This is a genomic window from Pseudoalteromonas rubra (assembly GCF_000238295.3).
Classification (GTDB): domain Bacteria; phylum Pseudomonadota; class Gammaproteobacteria; order Enterobacterales; family Alteromonadaceae; genus Pseudoalteromonas; species Pseudoalteromonas rubra.
Window position 1 is genome coordinate 93463 of the sequence record NZ_AHCD03000031.1, and the last position, 20259, is coordinate 113721.

General features: G+C 48.7%; 18 protein-coding genes and 2 tRNA genes. 11 read left to right on the plus strand and 9 right to left on the minus strand.

Annotation, left to right across the window (positions count from 1 at the left end):
- Positions 1-221 precede the first annotated feature (221 nt).
- Positions 222-716, plus strand: coding sequence for a YbaK/EbsC family protein (locus PRUB_RS08080; protein ID WP_010386282.1), 495 nt, complete (start codon positions 222-224; stop codon positions 714-716).
- 12 nt (positions 717-728) lie between these two features.
- Here the strand turns inward: PRUB_RS08080 and PRUB_RS08085 are convergent, their stop codons facing one another.
- The 9 genes from PRUB_RS08085 to cysG all read right to left on the minus strand — a co-directional run bounded on the left by PRUB_RS08085 (position 729) and on the right by cysG (position 10336).
- Positions 729-1304: a hypothetical protein gene (locus PRUB_RS08085; RefSeq protein WP_010386283.1), complete on the minus strand. Its 576-nt coding sequence runs from the start codon at positions 1302-1304 to the stop codon at positions 729-731.
- Positions 1305-1443: 139 nt separating this feature from the next.
- Positions 1444-1520, minus strand: a tRNA-Ile gene (locus PRUB_RS08090).
- A 1454-nt stretch (positions 1521-2974) separates the two neighbouring features.
- On the minus strand, positions 2975-3340 hold the full coding sequence (locus PRUB_RS08095; RefSeq protein WP_010387337.1) for a cupin domain-containing protein: 366 nt from the start codon (positions 3338-3340) through the stop codon (positions 2975-2977).
- 63 nt (positions 3341-3403) lie between these two features.
- Positions 3404-4171 carry a 3'(2'),5'-bisphosphate nucleotidase CysQ gene (gene cysQ / locus PRUB_RS08100; protein WP_010387336.1) on the minus strand — a complete coding sequence of 256 codons (768 nt, stop codon included), beginning with the start codon at positions 4169-4171 and terminating at the stop codon, positions 3404-3406.
- A gap of 15 nt (positions 4172-4186) precedes the next feature.
- Positions 4187-4786, minus strand: coding sequence for an adenylyl-sulfate kinase (cysC, locus tag PRUB_RS08105; protein ID WP_010387334.1), 600 nt, complete (start codon positions 4784-4786; stop codon positions 4187-4189).
- 12 nt (positions 4787-4798) lie between these two features.
- A complete protein-coding gene (locus PRUB_RS08110) occupies positions 4799-6523 on the minus strand; it encodes an SLC13 family permease (protein ID WP_081694378.1) in 1725 nt (574 codons plus the stop codon).
- A 33-nt stretch (positions 6524-6556) separates the two neighbouring features.
- Positions 6557-7972 carry a sulfate adenylyltransferase subunit CysN gene (cysN, locus tag PRUB_RS08115; RefSeq protein ID WP_010387329.1) on the minus strand — a complete coding sequence of 472 codons (1416 nt, stop codon included), beginning with the start codon at positions 7970-7972 and terminating at the stop codon, positions 6557-6559.
- Positions 7972-8871, minus strand: coding sequence for a sulfate adenylyltransferase subunit CysD (cysD, locus tag PRUB_RS08120; RefSeq protein WP_010387327.1), 900 nt, complete (start codon positions 8869-8871; stop codon positions 7972-7974). The genes cysN and cysD overlap by 1 nt, the downstream gene beginning before the upstream one ends.
- A 43-nt stretch (positions 8872-8914) precedes the next feature.
- Positions 8915-10336: a siroheme synthase CysG gene (gene cysG / locus PRUB_RS08125; protein ID WP_010387326.1), complete on the minus strand. Its 1422-nt coding sequence runs from the start codon at positions 10334-10336 to the stop codon at positions 8915-8917.
- Positions 10337-10789: 453 nt separating this feature from the next.
- Between cysG and deoC the strand changes: the two genes are divergently transcribed.
- The 10 genes from deoC to rpoB all read left to right on the plus strand — a co-directional run bounded on the left by deoC (position 10790) and on the right by rpoB (position 20240).
- Positions 10790-11536, plus strand: a complete 747-nt coding sequence (deoC, locus tag PRUB_RS08130; RefSeq protein WP_010387325.1) for a deoxyribose-phosphate aldolase — start codon at positions 10790-10792, stop codon at positions 11534-11536.
- A gap of 89 nt (positions 11537-11625) precedes the next feature.
- Complete coding sequence (locus PRUB_RS08135; protein WP_052026473.1) at positions 11626-12066, plus strand: hypothetical protein; 441 nt, start codon at positions 11626-11628, stop codon at positions 12064-12066.
- A 128-nt stretch (positions 12067-12194) separates the two neighbouring features.
- Positions 12195-12271, plus strand: a tRNA-Trp gene (locus tag PRUB_RS08140).
- A gap of 130 nt (positions 12272-12401) precedes the next feature.
- On the plus strand, positions 12402-12779 hold the full coding sequence (gene secE / locus PRUB_RS08145; protein ID WP_010387322.1) for a preprotein translocase subunit SecE: 378 nt from the start codon (positions 12402-12404) through the stop codon (positions 12777-12779).
- A 37-nt stretch (positions 12780-12816) separates the two neighbouring features.
- Positions 12817-13374 carry a transcription termination/antitermination protein NusG gene (gene nusG / locus PRUB_RS08150; RefSeq protein WP_010387321.1) on the plus strand — a complete coding sequence of 186 codons (558 nt, stop codon included), beginning with the start codon at positions 12817-12819 and terminating at the stop codon, positions 13372-13374.
- 176 nt (positions 13375-13550) lie between these two features.
- Positions 13551-13979, plus strand: a complete 429-nt coding sequence (gene rplK, locus PRUB_RS08155) for a 50S ribosomal protein L11 (protein ID WP_010387320.1) — start codon at positions 13551-13553, stop codon at positions 13977-13979.
- Between the two features lie 6 nt (positions 13980-13985).
- Complete coding sequence (gene rplA / locus PRUB_RS08160; protein WP_010387319.1) at positions 13986-14690, plus strand: 50S ribosomal protein L1; 705 nt, start codon at positions 13986-13988, stop codon at positions 14688-14690.
- Positions 14691-15022: 332 nt separating this feature from the next.
- Complete coding sequence (rplJ, locus tag PRUB_RS08165; protein ID WP_010387318.1) at positions 15023-15517, plus strand: 50S ribosomal protein L10; 495 nt, start codon at positions 15023-15025, stop codon at positions 15515-15517.
- A 70-nt stretch (positions 15518-15587) separates the two neighbouring features.
- Positions 15588-15950, plus strand: coding sequence for a 50S ribosomal protein L7/L12 (gene rplL / locus PRUB_RS08170; RefSeq protein WP_023400585.1), 363 nt, complete (start codon positions 15588-15590; stop codon positions 15948-15950).
- A gap of 264 nt (positions 15951-16214) precedes the next feature.
- A complete protein-coding gene (rpoB, locus tag PRUB_RS08175) occupies positions 16215-20240 on the plus strand; it encodes a DNA-directed RNA polymerase subunit beta (protein ID WP_010387312.1) in 4026 nt (1341 codons plus the stop codon).
- Positions 20241-20259 lie beyond the last annotated feature (19 nt).

Sequence of the window (20259 nt, forward strand, 5' to 3'; positions counted from 1 at the left end):
GCCTGGCTTAATCTAAAGCGGCACAGCTATCGCCACTGTCCTGACTTTAAGTGTAGTTGAAACGGGCAATTTGCTACCAGGATCCTCATTTTTATACTGCTTTTTAGATCTGAGCAGGCAGATGATAGATTTTCAATGGATCTAAAGCTTATCTATTTGGCCGACGTGCTGTTTATTGGTTAAGGTGAAGTTGTTGGCAAAAAATAACTAAAGGAGTGAATATGATCAGCCAAGATACAGAGACATTGAGTAAAAGTGCTCAACGGGTTCAGGATGCGATAAAATCTGCGGGATGCGAATTCAGGGTACTGGAATTGCCCGGCAGTACGCGCACGGCGGAAGAGTCGGCACACACCATAGGGTGTGAACTGGGACAAATTGTAAAATCACTGATTTTTAAAGGTAAAGAAAGCGGAAAACCGGTGTTGCTATTAGTCAGTGGCAGCAACCGGGTAAAAGAAAAGATAGTGGCAAAACATCTGGGAGAAAAGCTGGTAAAAGCCGACGCTGAATTTACCCGTGAGGTAACCGGGTTTGCCATTGGCGGTATTCCCCCCATCGGACACCTGAGCAACCCAATTACTTATATTGACGAGGACTTGCTGCAATACGAGACGATATGGGCTGCGGCTGGCACACCACACGCGGTGTTTTCGTTGCCAGCGGCTAAACTGGAGCCACTCACTCAGGGTACGGTGATTGCTGTAAAGGCCTGATAGTGAAGGGTGTTACCCGGTAAAGAGTTGCAGTGTGATCTGCACTTCGTCTGACTCAAACTCGGCGACGCCCTCATAGCCTTCGATATTGTAATTAAAGCTGAAAAAGCGACGCAACCACAGGTCATCCTGATTCTCTTTTAATACATCAATAGAAATATCCATCAGGCTTTCCGCGACATTCATCCCAACAGCAAACAAGGGATTGGCTGCCGCAGCTGCTACGGTGCGAGTGAGCTCGCCAAATGCCGTGGTTTTTCTGACTTTTGCCATGAGCTTAGCTGTACTGCGGATGTCACTGTCATCTTCCAATACGGCAATATGCGCATCCAGAAAACGGGGTATCTGACCGGCCCGATTACGATAAATCGTGTAACCAGCAGGGCCAAAGCTGATGGTGCCACCTTCACTGACTGGCATCACATTGAGTTCCATATTAAATGCATGATCCGCGACCCCGTCGCTTACTGCACTGAACACTTTGATCTCAAACTTGCGCTCGCTGAGTAGCTTTTCCACCAGGCCCAACGATTTAACGTGAATTGACATGATACGCAGTTCGACATCGGTAAACATTTGATTAGGCATGATTAAAGTCCTTTGGTATGCAATGGTATTAGCATACTTGGAACCAGATTGGGGCGCTATGGTTTTTGGTTGTAAGGTAAATTATTTGAGTATCAAAAAAGATTGAAGTTTATTACGAAGTACAATCTCGGAGGAAAAATGGTGGCCCCACCTGGACTTGAACCAGGGACCTACCGATTATGAGTCGGGTGCTCTAACCAACTGAGCTATAGGGCCATTTTCAAATTGTAGTGCTCAATAAATTCATCCATGAAGCGAGGTCCTGTCGGCGTCCTGCCTCCACCTCAACAAGCTGCGAAGCGATGCTTCGGTCTTGTTTCGCCCAACTGAGCTATAGGGCCATTTTCAAATTGTAGTGCTCAATAAATTCATCCATGAAGCGAGGTCCTGTCGGCGTCCTGCCTCCACCTCAACAAGCTGCGAAGCGATGCTTCGGTCTTGTTTCGCCCAACTGAGCTATAGGGCCATTTTCAAATTGTAGTGCTCAATAAATTCATCCATGAAGCGAGGTCCTGTCGGCGTCCTGCCTCCACCTCAACAAGCTGCGAAGCGATGCTTCGGTCTTGTTTCGCCCAACTGAGCTATAGGGCCATTTTCAAATTGTAGTGCTCAATAAATTCATCCATGAAGCGAGGTCCTGTCGGCGTCCTGCCTCCACCTCAACAAGCTGCGAAGCGATGCTTCGGTCTTGTTTCGCCCAACTGAGCTATAGGGCCATTTTCAAATTGTAGTGCTCAATAAATTCATCCATGAAGCGAGGTCCTGTCGGCGTCCTGCCTCCACCTCAACAAGCTGCGAAGCGATGCTTCGGTCTTGTTTCGCCCAACTGAGCTATAGGGCCATTTTCAAATTGTAGTGCTCAATAAATTCATCCATGAAGCGAGGTCCTGTCGGCGTCCTGCCTCCACCTCAACAAGCTGCGAAGCGATGCTTCGGTCTTGTTTCGCCCAACTGAGCTATAGGGCCATTTTCAAATTGTAGTGCTCAATAAATTCATCCATGAAGCGAGGTCCTGTCGGCGTCCTGCCTCCACCTCAACAAGCTGCGAAGCGATGCTTCGGTCTTGTTTCGCCCAACTGAGCTATAGGGCCATTTTCAAATTGTAGTGCTCAATAAATTCATCCATGAAGCGAGGTCCTGTCGGCGTCCTGCCTCCACCTCAACAAGCTGCGAAGCGATGCTTCGGTCTTGTTTCGCCCAACTGAGCTATAGGGCCATTTTCAAATTGTAGTGCTCAATAAATTCATCCATGAAGCGAGGTCCTGTCGGCGTCCTGCCTCCACCTCAACAAGCTGCGAAGCGATGCTTCGGTCTTGTTTCGCCCAACTGAGCTATAGGGCCATTTTCAAATTGTAGTGCTCAATAAATTCATCCATGAAGCGAGGTCCTGTCGGCGTCCTGCCTCCACCTCAACAAGCTGCGAAGCGGTGCTTCGGTCTTGTTTCGCCCAACTGAGCTATAGGGACACTTTCAAATTGTAGTGCTCAATAAATTGAGCGTACTTTTTAGCAGAGACCTAAAAAGCGCTGGCAGTATAAAAATTTTTAACAGGCTTGTCACTAGCAAAAGAGGAAAAAGTCGCACATATCTGATTCAATTGCTTAATAAAAAGCCAAACTAGTGTGCTAAGCCTGTTTCTTTATTCGGTTCGTCCGCTTTACATCTGTGAGTTAGATCCAGACATCGTTTTGTGCGGTGAGTGAGCTGTCGGCATCTCCGGTGTTGACGACTCCTTTGGGTTCGACAATCAATACCTGACACTCTTGCTCGGCATAGGGTTTGTGCTCTGCGCCCTTGGGCACAACCAGCATATCACCTTCTTTCAGATGCTCAGTGCGGTCCCGAAAGGCAATCTGCATCTCGCCGGAAAGCACGATGAACACTTCGTCGGTGTCGGGGTGATCGTGCCAGACAAATTCCCCCTGAAGTTTCACCAGTTTGAACTGATAGTCGTTCATTTCAGCAATGACTTTAGGAGTCCAGTGCTCTGAAAATAGTGCCAGCTTTTCGGCAAAATTGATCGTAGTGTGTGACATGGTATTTCCTTATGGTGACGGACATAAGAGAGAAGCCTTACCCGGCTGGATAAGGCCCAGAGATTAGTTGAGTCGTGAAACCACAAAATAGGGATTCAGATAGGACTCTTTTTGATTGTATAGCAGTGGGCTGCCATCCAGCTGGGTCACGGTTGCACCAGCGATCTTCGCTACTGCGTGTCCTGCACCGGTATCCCACTCACTGGTTGGGCCTAAACGCGGGTAGACATCAGCAGCACTTTCAGCGACCAGACACAGTTTTAATGAACTGCCTTTTGGCACCATGTTCACATCGTCAAACTGTGTGAGATACTCAGCTAAATCAGGCGATGGGTGAGAGCGTGAGCCAACCACCTGGATGGTGCCCTGGTTGGCTTTACGGGTGACTTTCAGCTCAATGCGTGCTTCGTCACACTCTTTAAAAGCGCCGATGCTGTTGGCGGCGAAGTAACTCACGTTCAGTGCCGGTGCATGGACCACGCCCATGACGGGTTCGCCATTTTCAATTAAAGCGATGTTGACCGTGAACTCACCGTTTTTCTTAATAAACTCCTTAGTGCCGTCGATGGGGTCGACCAGCCAGTAACGTTGCCAGGTCTGGCGTTCCTGCCAGCTGATCTCTGCGCTTTCCTCACTGAGGATCGGTAAATCCGGGGTAAGGGCTTTCAGGCCCGCTGTGATCACGTCATTAGCGGCTAAGTCGGCGTCGGTCACCGGGCTTTTGTCGTCTTTATACTCAACGTTAAAGTCTTTGGCATAGATGGTGAGGATCTTGTCTCCGGCGCGTCGTGCCAGATTCACTATTTCCTCGAGTAAGTCGGTGTCGTTCATGGTTTTTCCTTGGTACTACAGATGGATTATCTCGCGCTGTTGTAGATACGCTACCAGCTGTTGCACCGATTGGTCCAGACTATTTTCACCGGTATTAATGCGGATCTCCGGGTTTGTTGGTGGCTCATAGTCAGAGTCTATGCCAGTAAAGTGTTTGATCTCACCGGCACGGGCTTTTTTATATAACCCTTTTGGATCGCGTTGTTCACACACCTCCAGCGGTGTATCCAGATACACTTCAATAAACTCGGCGTCTTCAACCAGCTCACGAACCATGTCACGCTCAGCCTGGAAGGGTGAGATAAAGGCGGTGAGGACGATCAGGCCGGCATCGACCATGAGTTTACTCAATTCACCCACACGACGAATGTTTTCGACTCTATCTTCGTCGCTGAATCCGAGGTCTTTACACAGACCATGACGCACATTGTCACCATCGAGTAAATAAGTGTGGGCACCCAGTTGCTGCAGGGCACTCTCCAGTGCGTTGGCCACGGTGCTTTTACCCGAGCCAGAATAGCCAGTAAACCACAAAATAACCGGACGGTGGCCTTTTTGTTCGCTGCGATGTGTTTTATTCACGGCATAGTTATGCCAGACAATATTCGTATCCATAATTCCTATCCACTAAAACGGGAAAACTAACGGGATCAGCGTCAGCACAGTGATCGAGTAAATGATTGAAAGCGGCAGGCCGACGGTCACATAGTCTTTGATCCGGTAATTGCCTGCACTGTATACCATCAGATTAGTCTGATAGCCAAAAGGGGAAATAAAACTGGCCGATGCGCCAAAGGCGACTGCCATCACAAATGGCAGCGGGTTCACACCAAAACCAATCGCCAGTGCGTATGCCACGGGAAATGACAACGCAGCGGCTGCATTGTTGGTGATCAATTCAGTGAACACTACCGTCATCACAAAAATGGCGATAAAAGCACCATACGGACCAAAGTCGCCCAGGACATAAAACAGCGCATCGGAAATCTGCCCGGCTAAGCCGGTGTCTATCATCAGCTTCGCCAGACCAATCGCACTGCCGACAATGGCAAGCAATTCAATAGGAAAACGACGTTTCATTTCGCTGACTTTGATGGAGCCAAACAGCACCAGGCCAAGTAATAAAACCATCAGGCCTTTGACTAAAGGCACAACATCGAAGATACCCAGGCCGAGCACGGCAACAAAGGCAGCCATCACTTTATTCGATTGTGGCTGCGTTAAATGGGTTTGCAGATCCAGACCAGAGATATAAACAAATTCGCGTTTTAGATCCGGCAGCTGATAAAAATCTCCGCCAGGGGCGAGGATCAAAGAATCTCCTGCTTGTAGTTTGACCTGGCCCAGGCCACCGGGCAGACGGTCGTGACCACGACGAATGGCAATCACCGCGGCATGAAACTGTTCGCGAAAGCGGATCTCTTTGAGTGTTTTGCCTAGAAACTTAGACGACTGGCTGATCACGACTTCCACCAGGTGTTCGGCATCTTTTTCATGTTTGTCATGCACCACCTGCAAGCCATCGAAGCGGCGCAATAAAGGTACGGACTTGATGTCGCCAACAAACAGCAGTACATCACCCTGTTGTATTTCCTGTTGTGGTGTGACCGCACAAATACGGCGCTCGCCGCGGATGATCTCAGCGAGGAATAAGTCCCGCAGATCACGCAGGCCGTTTTCTTCAACTGTCCGGCCAATCAGTTTAGAGCCCGCGGTGACTTTGCCTTCCAGGTAAAAAGGCACAACTTCTTCTTCTTTACGGCCGTGATCGGGCAAAAACTTCAGTAATAAAATGATGGTAACCAGGCCCACACCCAGCGCGCCAATACCGACCAGCGTAAAGTCAAAAAAGCCCAAAGGTGCCATACCGGCCTCAATGGCGAAACCATTAACGATTAAATTGGTTGAGGTGCCGATCAGGGTCAGCGTCCCCCCCAGGATAGCGGTATAGGACAGTGGCAATAATAGCTTAGATGGAGAATGGGTTTTACTGTCTTTGATGGTACTGATCAAAGACGCCACCACGGCGGTGTTGTTGGTAAAAGACGATAAAAAGGCCGTGGATAATCCCAGTTTCATTACCGAGCGTGCCAGCGAGCCGTTGGCCAGTGAACGCGCCAGGTATTGTACCAGGGTGGTTTTTTCGATGGCGATAGATACCAGAACCAGCAAAACCAGGGTGATCAGCGACGGGTTCGCATAATTGACCAGCATGGTTTCCAGATCGATGAGCCCGGCCAGGTAAGCGCTGCTGATTGCGCCTACAAATAACCAGGCCGGGTTGAGCCGCGTGCCAAAAAGACACGCGACCAGCACGAGCATGATGCCTGTTAAGATGATCTGCTCTAGCAGCATAGATAACTCCCGTTAACAGGCATACAGCCGTTACTTCAGCTTGCTTAAATCAAGCGCTTGCCAGTGTGGGAAGTGCTTGCGAACCAGGGCATTCAGCTCCAGCTCAAATTCGCTGAACTGTTGCTTCTCACTGACTTGCTCATCCAGAATGGCATCGATCATGCCTGCGCCTACGGTCAGGTTGCTCAGACGGTCAATCAGGATAAAGGCACCCGTTTCGTGGTTATCACGATACACATCGGCAGCAATGGTTTCCGTCAGCTCAAGTGTAACGATTGCAATTTCGTTTAGTTGCAGGCTGTCAGCCTTGCCATGCTCCAGAGTATTGACGTCAATGGTGTGGTCAATCTGCTTCACGATGGCAGCTGTACTCTTCGCGCCCAGCTTGAAGTTGTACGTTTTGCCCAGCACCAGAGGCGCCTCGTGCATCCATACCAGCTTGGCCTGGATCAGGTTGGTTGCCTTAGTCGATGAGTCTGCCGGGACAATTACATCACCACGACTGACATCCACTTCGTCATTCAAAGTGATGGTCAGTGCCTGACCGGTTTCAGCTTGCTCTAGGTTACCGTCGAACGTCACCAGTTCTTTGATGGTGCTGGTTTTACCCGAAGGTAAAATCTTAACCGCCTGACCAACAGTTAGCGCGCCAGAAGTCAACGTGCCCTGAAAACCACGGAAGTCCAGATTAGGGCGTACTACATACTGCACCGGGAAGCGGGCTTCAAATGCACTGTTTGGTTCAGCTGCCGGAGAGTCTTCCAGTAGCGCCATCAGTGGCTGATCGGTGTAGTAAGGCGTGTGCTCAGAGCGAGTCACAACATTGTCACCTTTCAGGGCTGAAATTGGCACAAACTTGATGTCATTGACGTCCAGTTGCTCAGCAAACTTCAGATAATCGGCTTTGATTTTCTCGAACACGGCTTCATCAAAGTCAACGATGTCCATTTTGTTGATGGCCACAACAAATTGCTTGATACCCAGTGAGTCACAGATAAAGCTGTGGCGTTTGGTTTGGATCTGTACACCATAGCGGGCATCCACCAGAATAATCGCCAGATCACTGGTTGAAGCACCCGTTACCATGTTGCGGGTATACTGTTCGTGTCCCGGTGTATCAGCGATGATGAACTTGCGCTTCGCAGTTGAGAAATAGCGATACGCCACATCAATGGTGATCCCTTGTTCTCGCTCTGCCTGCAAACCATCAACCAGCAACGCCAGATCCAGCTCTTCACCAGCGTTACCCACTTTTTCATTGTCTTTGTGTAGCGCCGCCAACTGATCTTCATAGATTTGATGGCTGTCGTGCAGCAAGCGGCCGATCAGGGTGGATTTACCATCGTCTACACTGCCGCAGGTCATCATGCGTAACAGGCTTTTGTCCTGTTGGCGTGATAAGTAGGTTTCAATCCCCAGTTCTTTTACTTCATTTGCGGTAGACATTAGAAATACCCCTCACGTTTTTTCTTCTCCATTGACCCGGATGAGTCATGGTCGATGACCCGGCCTTCACGCTCGGAAGAGGTCGATAACAACATTTCTTCGATGATCCCGGTCAGGGTGTTTGCTTCTGACTCAACTGCACCGGTCAGCGGGTAGCAACCCAGTGTACGGAAGCGTACCGACTTCATTTCAGGCACTTCACCTTCTGCCAGCGGCATACGTTCGTCGTCGACCATGATTAACGTACCATCACGCTCAACCACAGGGCGCTTCTCTGCCAGATACAACGGCACGATCTCAATGTTCTCCTGGTAGATGTATTGCCAGATATCCAGCTCAGTCCAGTTTGACAGCGGGAATACACGGATACTTTCGCCCGGGTTCACCTGACCGTTGTAGGTATTCCACAGCTCAGGGCGCTGATTTTTAGGGTCCCAGCGATGGTGTTTGTCGCGGAAAGAATAGACACGTTCTTTCGCGCGCGATTTCTCTTCATCACGGCGCGCACCACCAAATGCGGCATCGAAGCCGTACTTGTTTAATGCCTGTTTAAGGCCCTGGGTTTTCATGATGTCGGTGTGCTTGGCTGAGCCGTGCGTGAATGGACCAACGCCCATTTCTAACCCTTCCGGGTTTTTATGCACAATCAGGTCAAAGTTATATTCTTTGGCCAGACGATCTCGAAACTCAATCATCTCGCGGAATTTCCAGTCCGTATCTACATGCAGCAGAGGGAAAGGGATCTTTGCCGGAAAAAACGCTTTACGTGCTAAGTGAAGGAGTACCGATGAGTCTTTACCGATGGAGTAAAGCATCACTGGGTTTTCAAACTCAGCAGCGACTTCGCGAATAATCTTTATACTTTCAGCCTCAAGTTGCTGAAGGTGAGTTAAAGCCATTGTCGTCGTCCTACTTAATACTAAAAATAAAGTGGTTCATGCGTCAGGCGATCTTAGCGAGCGGCTGAGCGTAACTTGCAATTTGTTCTGTTTTACCAAACCAGGCCAGTTCCTGATGCAATGCAGCGACCTCGCCAATGATCAGTAATGCCGGTGACTGGATATTATTGGCTTCGATTTGTGCTGCCAGCTGGCCAAGCTCAGTGGTCACAACACGCTGCGATTTGCGGGTGCCATTTTCGACGATGGCCACCGGCGTGTGTTCACTGCGGCCATGGGCGAGTAATTGGGCCTGAATATGTGGAGACTTAATGACCCCCATATAAATGGCCAGTGTTTGATTCGGTTTGGCCAGCGACTGCCAGTCCAGCTCCTGGCCCTCTTTTTTACAGTGTCCTGTGACAAACTGAATCGCCTGAGCGTGGTCTCGATGTGTAAGCGGAATACCTGCATAGGCACTGCATCCCGCAGCAGCTGTGATGCCCGGGACGATCTGATAGCGGATGTTAGCCGCAGCCAGTACCTGAACTTCTTCGCCACCCCGGCCATAAATGAACGGGTCACCGCCTTTGATACGGCATACCTTTTTACCTTGCTGGGCCAGCTCAACCAACATCTGATTGGTGTCTTCCTGTTTAACACTGTGGTGTCCGGCACGTTTACCGACACAGATGAGGTCGGCATCGCGTCTGACCAGTTCCATAATTTCATCGGACACCAGGTAGTCATACACCACAACATCAGCTTGTTGCATTAATTGCAGCGCTTTGAGCGTCAGTAGTTCCGGATCGCCCGGGCCTGCGCCTACGACATAGACTTCGCCTTGTGGCTCTGCGGTGTCGTCCAGCATGTCATGCAGCTGCTGTTGCGCACCTTGTGTGTCCCCGCTTTGTACTTTACTGACGACGTGTGAGTCGAATACTCGCTCCCAGAATTGACGGCGATCAGCAAAATGCTTAAAACGGCCTTTGACCTTGTCTCTGAATCCGCCAACCAGTTCAGCCAGTGGGCCAATATGCTGTGGGATCAGGGTTTCGAGTTTTTCCCTTAAGCGGCGCGCCAATACCGGCGCAGTGCCGGCACTGGAAATCGCAATTGTAATTGGGTTGCGGTCGACGATAGACGGGAAAATAAAGCTGCACTTTGGCTGGTCATCAACCACATTGACGAAAATATTGCGCGCATCCGCTGCATCGCGCACCTGCGCGTTGACGTCATCGTTGTCGGTGGCAGCAATAACCAGCGCCATGCTGTCAACGGCGTCGGCGCTAAAGTAGGCTGTTTTCAGGTGCAGTTCGCCTTCTTCAGACAACTGCATGAGTTCGTCACAGAATTCAGGGGCCAGTACAGTTACGTCGGCGCGTGCTTTCAGCAATGCGCGGATCTTTCTCAGAGCAACTTCACCGCCGCCGACGACCAGCACGGGTTTGTTGTCCAACTTGGTAAAGATAGGTAAGTACTGCACGCTGTTGCCCCTTAAACATCGTAAAACTTGATATAAGCCAACTCTGGCTTTTTCTAGAGTGGCAGAATATCCCGCGTACTGGCAGGGAAAAAATAACTTAAACCCAGTTTTTATAACTAAAAGTTATATCAAACGGAGCAAAAGGGCTTACCTCATATATATCAAGGGGTTTAGCGTGATAGCACACACTTGTTCACAGTTATAGCTATTGGTTATGAGTTATAATTTCCACAATTTCGCGTTTGCCGGGCGTTTTGGCACCCCTGTGAAGCGCTATGTTTGCTGTTTTCTGACCAGGTGACAGGGGCTGCTCAGTAACATTTGACCGATGTACACTCATAAAAGGTGCGGACAAATGTCCTGTGGTCCGGTAGGGCAAGCAGCTAACGTTGAGGTCCGACTCATATGATGCAGCTTGTCCACAGAGCAGGGTGCACTTAAAAGGAAACCAATATGAAAATGCAAGCCGTCGCACGCGAGGTGCTTGGATTAATGGATCTGACGTCGTTAAACGAGCAAGATAACGAGGCCAGCATCATTGCGTTGTTAGACAGCATTCGTCCGGAATTAGGGCTACCCGCAGCCGTATGTGTGTATCCCCAGTTTGTCGCGCTGTGCAAACAGGAATTAAGCCGCCGAGGCTGGACTGAGGTAAAGGTCGCGACTGTGACCAACTTTCCCTGTGGTAAGCATTCTTTGCAACAGGTGCTGACACAAACGAAAGAGGCGTTACAGGCCGGAGCCGATGAGATTGATCTGGTGATGCCTTATCTGCAGTTACAGGCGGGCGATCCGGATACGCCATGGCAATATGTGCGCTCCAGCAAACAGTTGTGTGGTACTCAGGCTAAGTTGAAAGTGATCATTGAATCCGGTGAACTTGAAAATACGCAACAAATCGCCCAGGCCAGCGATGTTGCGATTCTGGCCGGTGCCGACTTCATCAAAACCAGTACTGGTAAGGTGCCGGTGAACGCCACACTGGAGGCAACCAGAGTCATGCTGGAACGGATCCATGTGTCGGGTAAAGCGATTGGCTTTAAAGCTGCCGGTGGGGTTAAAAGCGTCGAGCAAGCAAGTAATTACTTACAACTTGCGAAAGAGATAATGGGTGATGACTGGCTGACTGCCGAGCATTTTCGGTTTGGTGCGTCGAGTTTATTGCAAGATGTCCATCGGCAACTGGACAGTGCAGACTAGCGGAGAGTAGCGTGAAGCATGAGCAGGCAGTAATACGTGACAGTGAGCGTGAAAAACTGCAGCTGGAGCATGGCGCTGCCAAATTGTTCATGCGCAGTTATGAGCGGCTGACGCACACGCCGATGCGCCACATCTGGCATAACCAACCTGCCAAACCTGATGTCAGCTGTTACCTGGCACAGTCGCGCCTAGATATTGAAGTAGCACACCTTTATGCCAGTGAAACGGAGGCCATGGCCGTGCTTGGCCGCCCTTTGTCACTAACCATGCAGCGCGAACTGGCGTTGATGGCACAGGCTCCGAGCGCGCAGCGGTTGGCTACCGGCCTTGCACGTCTACTCAAACAAAAGGCGGGCAAACATTACCACTCTCAGCGTGTCTGGCTGTTGATCCGCAATGCCAGTCCGATGTGGCACCGGGCTGATTTTGAAAGTGTGCTGGCGCATTTAGTGGTGCCAGATTCCCACCCTTTCGAGCAGATATGGCTGTTGTGTGACTTCTTCTATGGCGATCCTCTGCGCTTGTATTAACTGAGAAACTTATACAGCGCGAGGCTGAGTAAGGGTTTCACTTGGCTGAAATTGGCACAAATACCGCTTTGCGCATCTTTTACTCTTGTTTTCAGTTTGTTCGTCAGTATAATGGGCATCCACTTTGCAGGGGCGTAGTTCCAATTGGTAGAACAGCGGTCTCCAAAACCGATGGTTGCGGGTTCGAGTCCTGCCGCCCCTGCCACTCTTATAATCAGTCCAAATCTAAAATAATGGGTCTTATCATCACCGCTTATTTGTAAATTTGGATTGAAATGGATTAACCCTGTTTTTATGCAGGGTTGTTGTGTCTGTATTTAAGGTAAAAATAAATTATGAGCACTAATGTTGAAAACCCGTCTAGCTCGATGGACACGGTAAAGTGGATGTTGGCAGTCGTTTTACTGGCTGGCGCAGTTGTTGGTAACTACATGTATGCTGATATCTCAGTATTGACGCGCGCAATTGGCGTTGTGGTCGCTGTGGGTGCAGCATTGGGTATTGCCGCAACAACTGAGAAAGGGCGTACCTTTATCGCTTTTGCCAAAGAGTCTAGAATTGAGGTTCGCAAGGTAGTTTGGCCAACGCGTCAGGAAACAACACACACGACCTTTATCGTAATGGCTGCAACAGTAGTAATGGCACTGATCCTGTGGGGATTGGATGGCATTCTGTTTCGTGCAGTTGGCTATTTAACCGGTTTGGCCTCGTAACAGGTTAGCGTTTTAACTGGATTGGAGATCTGATCCCATGTCGGATGAGAACAAAGAAAAGAAATTACGTTGGTACGTAATTCAGGCGTTTTCAGGTTTTGAAAAGCGCGTCGCTCAAACAATTCTTGAGCACATTAAAATCGAAGGTCTGGAAGACTACTTCGGTGAAGTACTAGTCCCAACTGAAGAAGTTGTGGAAATGCGTGCCGGACAAAAACGTAAGTCTGAACGTAAATTCTTCCCGGGCTATGTGTTAGTTGAAATGGTGATGGATGATGCATCCTGGCACCTGGTAAACAGCACACCACGCGTGATGGGCTTTGTTGGTGGTACGTCAGATCGTCCAGCACCAATCAGCAAAAAAGAAGCAGATCGGATCCTTAACCGTCTGCAGGAAAATGCAGAAGCACCTAAGCCGGCAACCTTGTTTGAGCCTGGCGAAGTGGTCCGTGTTATTGATGGTCCATTTGCTGACTTTAACGGTGTTGTGGAAGAGGTTGATTACGAGAAGAGCCGCCTGAAAGTGTCAGTGCTGATCTTTGGTCGTTCTACGCCGGTTGACCTGGAGTTTGGACAGGTTGAACAAGATAAGTAATTTTGTTGTTTAAAACAGCAAAAGTTATTGCCAAAGGCCGCTGGTTAATCTATAATCAGCGGCCTTTTTGTATGTCATTACTATGACGCACAAAAAGACAGTTTTTTAATTGGGAAGCCGTCTGAGTACGCGTCCTCGCGCGCACAAGGCTAAGACCCACATAACGAGGTATTATCATGGCTAAAAAAGTTGAAGCTTTAATCAAGCTACAAGTTGCTGCTGGTATGGCTAATCCTAGTCCTCCAGTAGGTCCTGCACTAGGTCAACACGGTGTAAACATCATGGAATTCTGTAAAGCGTTCAACGCACGTACAGAGTCTATCGAGAAAGGCGCACCGGTTCCTGTAATCATTTCTGTTTACAACGACCGTTCTTTCACTTTCGACATGAAAACTCCACCTGCTTCTTACCTTCTTAAGAAAGCAGCTGGTATCAAGTCTGGTTCTGGCCGTCCTAACACTGAGAAAGTGGGTACTGTTACTCGCGCTCAGCTTGAAGAGATCGTTGAGACTAAACGTCCGGATCTTACTGCTGCTGATATGGACGCAGCTGTACGCACGATCGCAGGTTCTGCACGTGCAATGGGCTTGAACGTAGAGGGGTAATTGAGAATGGCTAAATTAACTAAGCGTATGCGTACTATCCGCGAAAAAGTGGATGTTACTAAAGAATACGAAATCAACGAAGCTGTTGCTCTTCTTAAAGAACTGGCTACTGCTAAGTTCGTTGAAAGTGTAGACGTTGCTGTAAACCTGGGTATCGATGCTCGTAAATCTGACCAAAACGTACGTGGTGCAACTGTACTACCTCACGGTACTGGTCGTGAAGTACGCGTAGCGGTATTCACTCAAGGTGCAAACGCTGACGCAGCAAAAGAAGCTGGCGCTGATCTGGTAGGCATGGAAGACCTTGCTGAACAGGTTAAGAAAGGCGAAATGAACTTCGACGTAGTTGTTGCTTCTCCGGATGCAATGCGCGTTGTTGGTCAACTAGGTCAAATCCTAGGTCCACGTGGCCTTATGCCTAACCCTAAGACTGGTACTGTTACACCTAACGTTGCAGAAGCAGTTAAAAACGCGAAAGCGGGTCAGGTTCGCTACCGTAACGACAAAAACGGCATCATCCACACCACTATTGGTAAAGTTGATTTCGACGCGAACCAGCTTCAGGAAAACCTGGAAGCACTTATCGTTGCGCTTAAGAAGGCTAAGCCTTCACAAGCAAAAGGTACTTACGTGAAGAAAGTAAGCATCTCAACGACTATGGGCGCGGGTGTTGCTGTAGACCAAGCTACTCTAAACACGCAAGTGGCTTAATTTAGAGATAAGCGTTTACATGGCGTAAAAATTAGACTATAATTTTGCGCCATTTCGTTGAGAGCTGAGCTCAAAACGAAGCAAAGAATTCGGGTTGAAGCGCATAATTTCGGCACTTTGCAGACTTTATAGTCTACAATGATCCGATAAATTGCGTTTCCGTCCAAGACCGTAGGTGTAACCTAGTTACTTAATTCCCTACGTAGACGGTGTGAATCCCAGCTAGATTTTCCTAATCTTCTGGTTCTCGCCGTAAAAAGCAGCTCACAGTCGTAAGACGATGAGTAAAGTAGAACTGGGACATGTTCCCATCATAACCAGGAGTAACACCCATGGCTTTAAATCTTCAAGACAAAAAAGCAATTGTTGCTGAAGTCAACGAAGCTGCCAAAGGTGCTCTGTCTGCAGTTGTTGCAGATTCTCGTGGTGTAACAGTAGATGCGATCACTGCACTTCGTAAAGAAGCTCGTGAAGCAGGCGTATGGATGAAAGTTGTCCGTAACACCCTAGCTAAGCGCGCTGTAGAAGGTACTGACTATGAGTGCCTTAACGAATCGCTAGTGGGCCCAAGCCTAATCGCTTTCTCTTCAGAGCATCCAGGTGCTGCAGCTCGTATCTTCGCTGATTTCGCGAAGAAGAACGAGTTGTTCGAACTGAAAGCGGCTGCATTTGAAGGCAATGTTGTAGACGTAGACATGCTAGCTAAGCTGCCTACTTACGACGAAGCTGTTGCACGCCTAATGAGCGCTATGAAAGAAGCGTCAGCTGGTAAATTGTGTAAAACAATTGAAGCTGTACGTGTTCAGAAAGCTGAAGCAGCTGCTTAATTGCACGCTTCTTACTTTCACAAATAAATTTTTAGAACCCCATGGTTCGTGATTAATTAGGAAACTTAAAATGTCTGTAACTAAAGACCAAATCCTTGACGCGATTGCTGAAATGTCAGTAATGGAAGTTGTTGAACTAGTTGAAGCAATGGAAGAAAAATTCGGTGTAACTGCAGCTGCTGCTGTTGTTGCTGCTGGTCCTGCTGAAGCTGCTGAAGAGAAGACTGAGTTCGACGTAATCCTAGCTGGCGCTGGCGGTAACAAAGTTGCTGCTATCAAAGCTGTACGTGGTGCAACTGGTCTTGGCCTTAAAGAAGCAAAAGCTCTTGTTGAGTCTGCTCCTGCGCCAATCAAAGAAGCTGTTTCTAAAGAAGAAGCTGAAGCACTTAAGAAAGATCTTGAAGAAGCTGGTGCTGAAGTTGAGATCAAGTAATCTGGCATTTGCTAGGTTCGCTGCCTGAGCAATCAGGCAAGGGCTGGTGATTATTTAATCACCGGCCCTTTTGCGCTATAGAGCGACGCTTTCCTGTTGCGCAATAAATTCCTATGTTTTTCTTATTTTTCAATCTGTTAGAAGTATTTTGAAAGTGAGTGACTCATAGGACGACAATTAGATGTTGTTATCATGGCTTAGATGCCAATGAAGTCTGTTCTCCATGAACAGGTTGGGTCAAAGATCAGCAAGCTGAGGAACCCCATGGCTTACTCTTATTCTGAAAAGAAACGTATCCGTAAGGATTTTGGTAAACGTCCACAAGTTTTGGACATACCTTTCCTTTTGCAAACGCAGTTGGAATCGTTCAAAAAGTTCATTACACCGGACGCGGATGGTGATACCGGACTGGAAGCGGCATTCCGTTCTGTGTTCCCGATCAAAAGCTACTCGGGCAATTCTGAGCTTCAATACGTTAGCTATCGTATTGGAGAGCCAGTATTCGATGTAAAAGAATGTCAAATTCGCGGTGTGACTTTTTCTGCTCCACTTCGCGTAAAACTTCGTCTTGTGCTAATGGACAAAGAAGCACCAGGCACAGTTAAAGACATTAAAGAGCAAGAAGTTTACATGGGCGAAATCCCGCTCATGACTGACACAGGTACTTTTGTTATCAATGGTACTGAACGTGTTATCGTTTCTCAGCTACACCGTTCACCTGGTGTATTCTTTGATAACGACCGTGGTAAATCACATTCGTCGGGTAAAGTACTATATAACGCACGCGTGATCCCTTACCGTGGTTCGTGGTTAGACTTTGAATTCGATGTAAAAGATAACCTGTTTGTACGTATCGACCGTCGTCGTAAACTGCCTGCGTCAATCATTCTACGTGCCCTTGAATTCTCAACAGAAGAAATTCTTGGCATGTTCTTCGAAACGACTGCGTTCGAAGTGACTAACGGCAAAGTGATGATGGAATTGGTACCATCTCGACTACGTGGTGAAACCGCTGCTTTTGATATCAAAGATGCAGACGGTGAAGTCCTGGTTGAGCAGGGTCGCCGTATCACAGCCCGTCATATAAAAACAATCGAGAAAAAGGGCATTGACCAGTTAGAAGTACCGCATGAGTACATCATTGGTCGTGTGGTTGCGAGAAACTACATCGATGAATCAACTGGCGAGATCATTGCTGAAGCGAATGCTGAGCTGTCTCTGGAGTTGATGGCCGAGCTGGTTAAAGCAGGTCACACAAAAATCGACACCCTGTACATCAATGATGTAGACAGCGGTGCTTACATGTCAGAAACCGTTCGTATCGACAGCACGGCAAACCGTCTGGAAGCACTGGTAGAAATCTACCGCATGATGCGCCCGGGTGAGCCACCAACAAAAGAAGCAGCAGAAGCCTTATTCGACAATCTGTTCTTCTCTGACGAGCGTTATGACTTGTCAACGGTTGGTCGTATGAAGTTCAACAGCCGTGTTGGTTATGATACTGACACAGGTCCTGGCACGCTGAGCAAAGAAGACATTGTTAGCGTGATGAAGGTGTTGATCGACATCCGTAACGGTAAAGGCGATGTGGACGATATCGACCACTTAGGTAACCGTCGTATCCGTTCTGTAGGTGAAATGGCAGAAAACCAGTTCCGCGTTGGTTTAGTACGTGTTGAGCGTGCTGTACGTGAGCGTTTGAGCTTGGGTGATCTGGACAATGTAATGCCTCAGGATCTGATCAACGCTAAGCCAATTTCTGCTGCCGTTAAAGAATTCTTTGGTTCTTCACAGCTGTCTCAGTTTATGGACCAGAACAACCCGCTGTCAGAAGTAACGCACAAGCGTCGTATTTCTGCACTTGGTCCGGGTGGTCTGACTCGTGAGCGTGCTGGCTTCGAGGTTCGAGACGTTCACGTAACGCACTACGGTCGTGTTTGTCCAATCGAAACGCCTGAAGGTCCAAACATCGGTCTGATCAACTCATTGTCTACGTACGCACGTACCAACGATTATGGTTTCCTTGAAACCCCATATCGTAAAGTGGTTGACGGTGTAGTAACAGATGACGTTGATTACCTGTCTGCAATTGAAGAAGGTCAGTTCGTAATCGCACAGGCGAACACTAACCTGACTGAAGAAAACCAGTTTGCAGAAGAGCTGATCCCATGTCGTTATAAAGGTGAATCAACCTTTATGCCAAGCGACAGCATCCAGTATATGGATGTATCACCACAGCAGGTTATCTCTGTGGCAGCGGCACTTATCCCATTCCTTGAACACGATGATGCGAACCGTGCATTGATGGGATCGAACATGCAACGTCAGGCTGTACCAACACTGCGCGCAGACAAGCCGCTGGTAGGTACAGGTATTGAACGTACGCTGGCAAAAGACTCTGGTGTAACCATTGTTGCTAAGCGTGGCGGTGTGGTGAAGTATGCAGATGCAAGCCGTATCGTTGTTAACGTGAACGAAGAAGAGCGCGTACCTGGTGAAGCGGGTATCGACATCTACAACCTGACGAAATACACCCGTTCTAACCAGAACACCTGTATCAACCAAAAACCAACTTGTATGGTTGGTGAGCCGGTTGTACGTGGTGACGTTCTGGCGGATGGTCCTTCGACTGACCTGGGCGACCTGGCTCTTGGTCAAAACCTGCGCGTGGCATTCATGCCGTGGAATGGTTACAACTTCGAGGATTCAATCCTACTTTCAGAGCGTGTAGTTCAGGAAGATCGTCTAACTACGATCCACATCCAGGAACTCCAGTGTATTGCGCGTGATACTAAGCTTGGTCCAGAAGAGATCACAGCGGACATCCCGAACGTGGGTGAGTCTGCACTAGGCAAGCTGGACGAATCAGGTGTTGTGTACATCGGTGCTGAAGTAAAAGGCGGCGATATCCTGGTTGGTAAAGTAACGCCGAAAGGTGAAACGCAACTGACGCCTGAAGAAAAGCTACTACGTGCTATCTTCGGTGAAAAAGCGTCTGACGTGAAAGACAGCTCGCTTCGTGTACCTAACTCTGTATCTGGTACGGTTATCGACGTTCAAGTCTTTACCCGTGATGGTGTAGAGAAAGACAAGCGTGCACTGGAAGTTGAAGACATGCAGCTTCGCGAAGCGAAGAAAGACTTCAACGAAGAGTTCCGTATCCTTGAAGGCGGTATTCTGACTCGTGCGCGTGACCTGCTTGTACGTGCTGGTCTGAGCGAAGACAAGATCGCAGACCTCAACGCTGAAAAGCTACTAACGCAAAGCCTGGCTGACGAAGAGCAGCAAGCTGAACTAGAGCAACTGGCTGCGCAGTACGACGAGCTGAAAGCGGAATACGATAAGAAGTTTGAAAACAAACGTCGCAAGATCACCCAAGGTGATGATCTGGCGCCGGGCGTACTGAAGATCGTTAAGGTTTACCTGGCTGTTAAGCGTCGCATCCAACCGGGTGATAAGATGGCGGGTCGTCACGGTAACAAGGGTGTTATCTCTACTATCGTGCCTGTTGAAGACATGCCTTACGATGAAAAAGGTCGTACGGTAGACATCGTTCTTAACCCGCTGGGTGTACCATCGCGGATGAACATCGGTCAGATCCTTGAAACTCACATGGGTCTTGCTGCACGTGGTATTGGTGAGCGCATTGAAGACATGATGAAAGAGCAACGTGAACTTCACGAAATGCGCGATTTCATCAAGCAAGCCTACGAAATCGGTGATTGCCGTCAGAAAGTTGATATTGCTAACTTCTCTGATGATGAGATCCGTCGTCTGGCACACAACCTTAAAGGTGGTCTGCCAATCGCAACGCCAGCATTTGACGGTGCACGCGAAGCTGAAATCAAAGACATGCTAGAGCTGGGTGGTTATCCAAGAAGTGGTCAGGTAACGCTATATGATGGTCGTACTGGTGATGCATTTGAGCGTCAGGTAACAGTTGGCTACATGTACATGCTGAAACTGAACCACCTTGTTGATGACAAGATGCACGCACGTTCTACTGGTTCTTACAGCCTGGTTACTCAGCAGCCGCTGGGTGGTAAGGCACAGTTCGGTGGTCAGCGTTTCGGTGAGATGGAGGTATGGGCACTTGAAGCATACGGTGCTGCCTACACGCTACAGGAAATGTTGACAGTTAAGTCGGATGACGTAAACGGTCGTACTAAGATGTATAAGAACATCGTAGACGGCAACCATAAGATGGAACCGGGCATGCCGGAATCATTCAACGTATTGTTGAAAGAGATCCGCTCGCTGGGTATCAACATCGAATTGGAAGAAAGTTGATCCGCCGGGCCGCATAAGC

Coding starts and splice junctions, on each gene's coding strand:
- PRUB_RS08080 (WP_010386282.1), top strand. CDS start 222: ATGATCAGCCAAGATACAGAGACATTGAGTAAAAGTGCTCAACGGGTT.
- PRUB_RS08085 (WP_010386283.1), bottom strand. CDS start 1,304: ATGCCTAATCAAATGTTTACCGATGTCGAACTGCGTATCATGTCAATT.
- PRUB_RS08095 (WP_010387337.1), bottom strand. CDS start 3,340: ATGTCACACACTACGATCAATTTTGCCGAAAAGCTGGCACTATTTTCA.
- cysQ (WP_010387336.1), bottom strand. CDS start 4,171: ATGAACGACACCGACTTACTCGAGGAAATAGTGAATCTGGCACGACGC.
- cysC (WP_010387334.1), bottom strand. CDS start 4,786: ATGGATACGAATATTGTCTGGCATAACTATGCCGTGAATAAAACACAT.
- cysN (WP_010387329.1), bottom strand. CDS start 7,972: ATGTCTACCGCAAATGAAGTAAAAGAACTGGGGATTGAAACCTACTTA.
- cysD (WP_010387327.1), bottom strand. CDS start 8,871: ATGGCTTTAACTCACCTTCAGCAACTTGAGGCTGAAAGTATAAAGATT.
- deoC (WP_010387325.1), top strand. CDS start 10,790: ATGAAAATGCAAGCCGTCGCACGCGAGGTGCTTGGATTAATGGATCTG.
- PRUB_RS08135 (WP_052026473.1), top strand. CDS start 11,626: ATGCGCAGTTATGAGCGGCTGACGCACACGCCGATGCGCCACATCTGG.
- secE (WP_010387322.1), top strand. CDS start 12,402: ATGAGCACTAATGTTGAAAACCCGTCTAGCTCGATGGACACGGTAAAG.
- nusG (WP_010387321.1), top strand. CDS start 12,817: ATGTCGGATGAGAACAAAGAAAAGAAATTACGTTGGTACGTAATTCAG.
- rplK (WP_010387320.1), top strand. CDS start 13,551: ATGGCTAAAAAAGTTGAAGCTTTAATCAAGCTACAAGTTGCTGCTGGT.
- rplA (WP_010387319.1), top strand. CDS start 13,986: ATGGCTAAATTAACTAAGCGTATGCGTACTATCCGCGAAAAAGTGGAT.
- rplJ (WP_010387318.1), top strand. CDS start 15,023: ATGGCTTTAAATCTTCAAGACAAAAAAGCAATTGTTGCTGAAGTCAAC.
- rplL (WP_023400585.1), top strand. CDS start 15,588: ATGTCTGTAACTAAAGACCAAATCCTTGACGCGATTGCTGAAATGTCA.
- rpoB (WP_010387312.1), top strand. CDS start 16,215: ATGGCTTACTCTTATTCTGAAAAGAAACGTATCCGTAAGGATTTTGGT.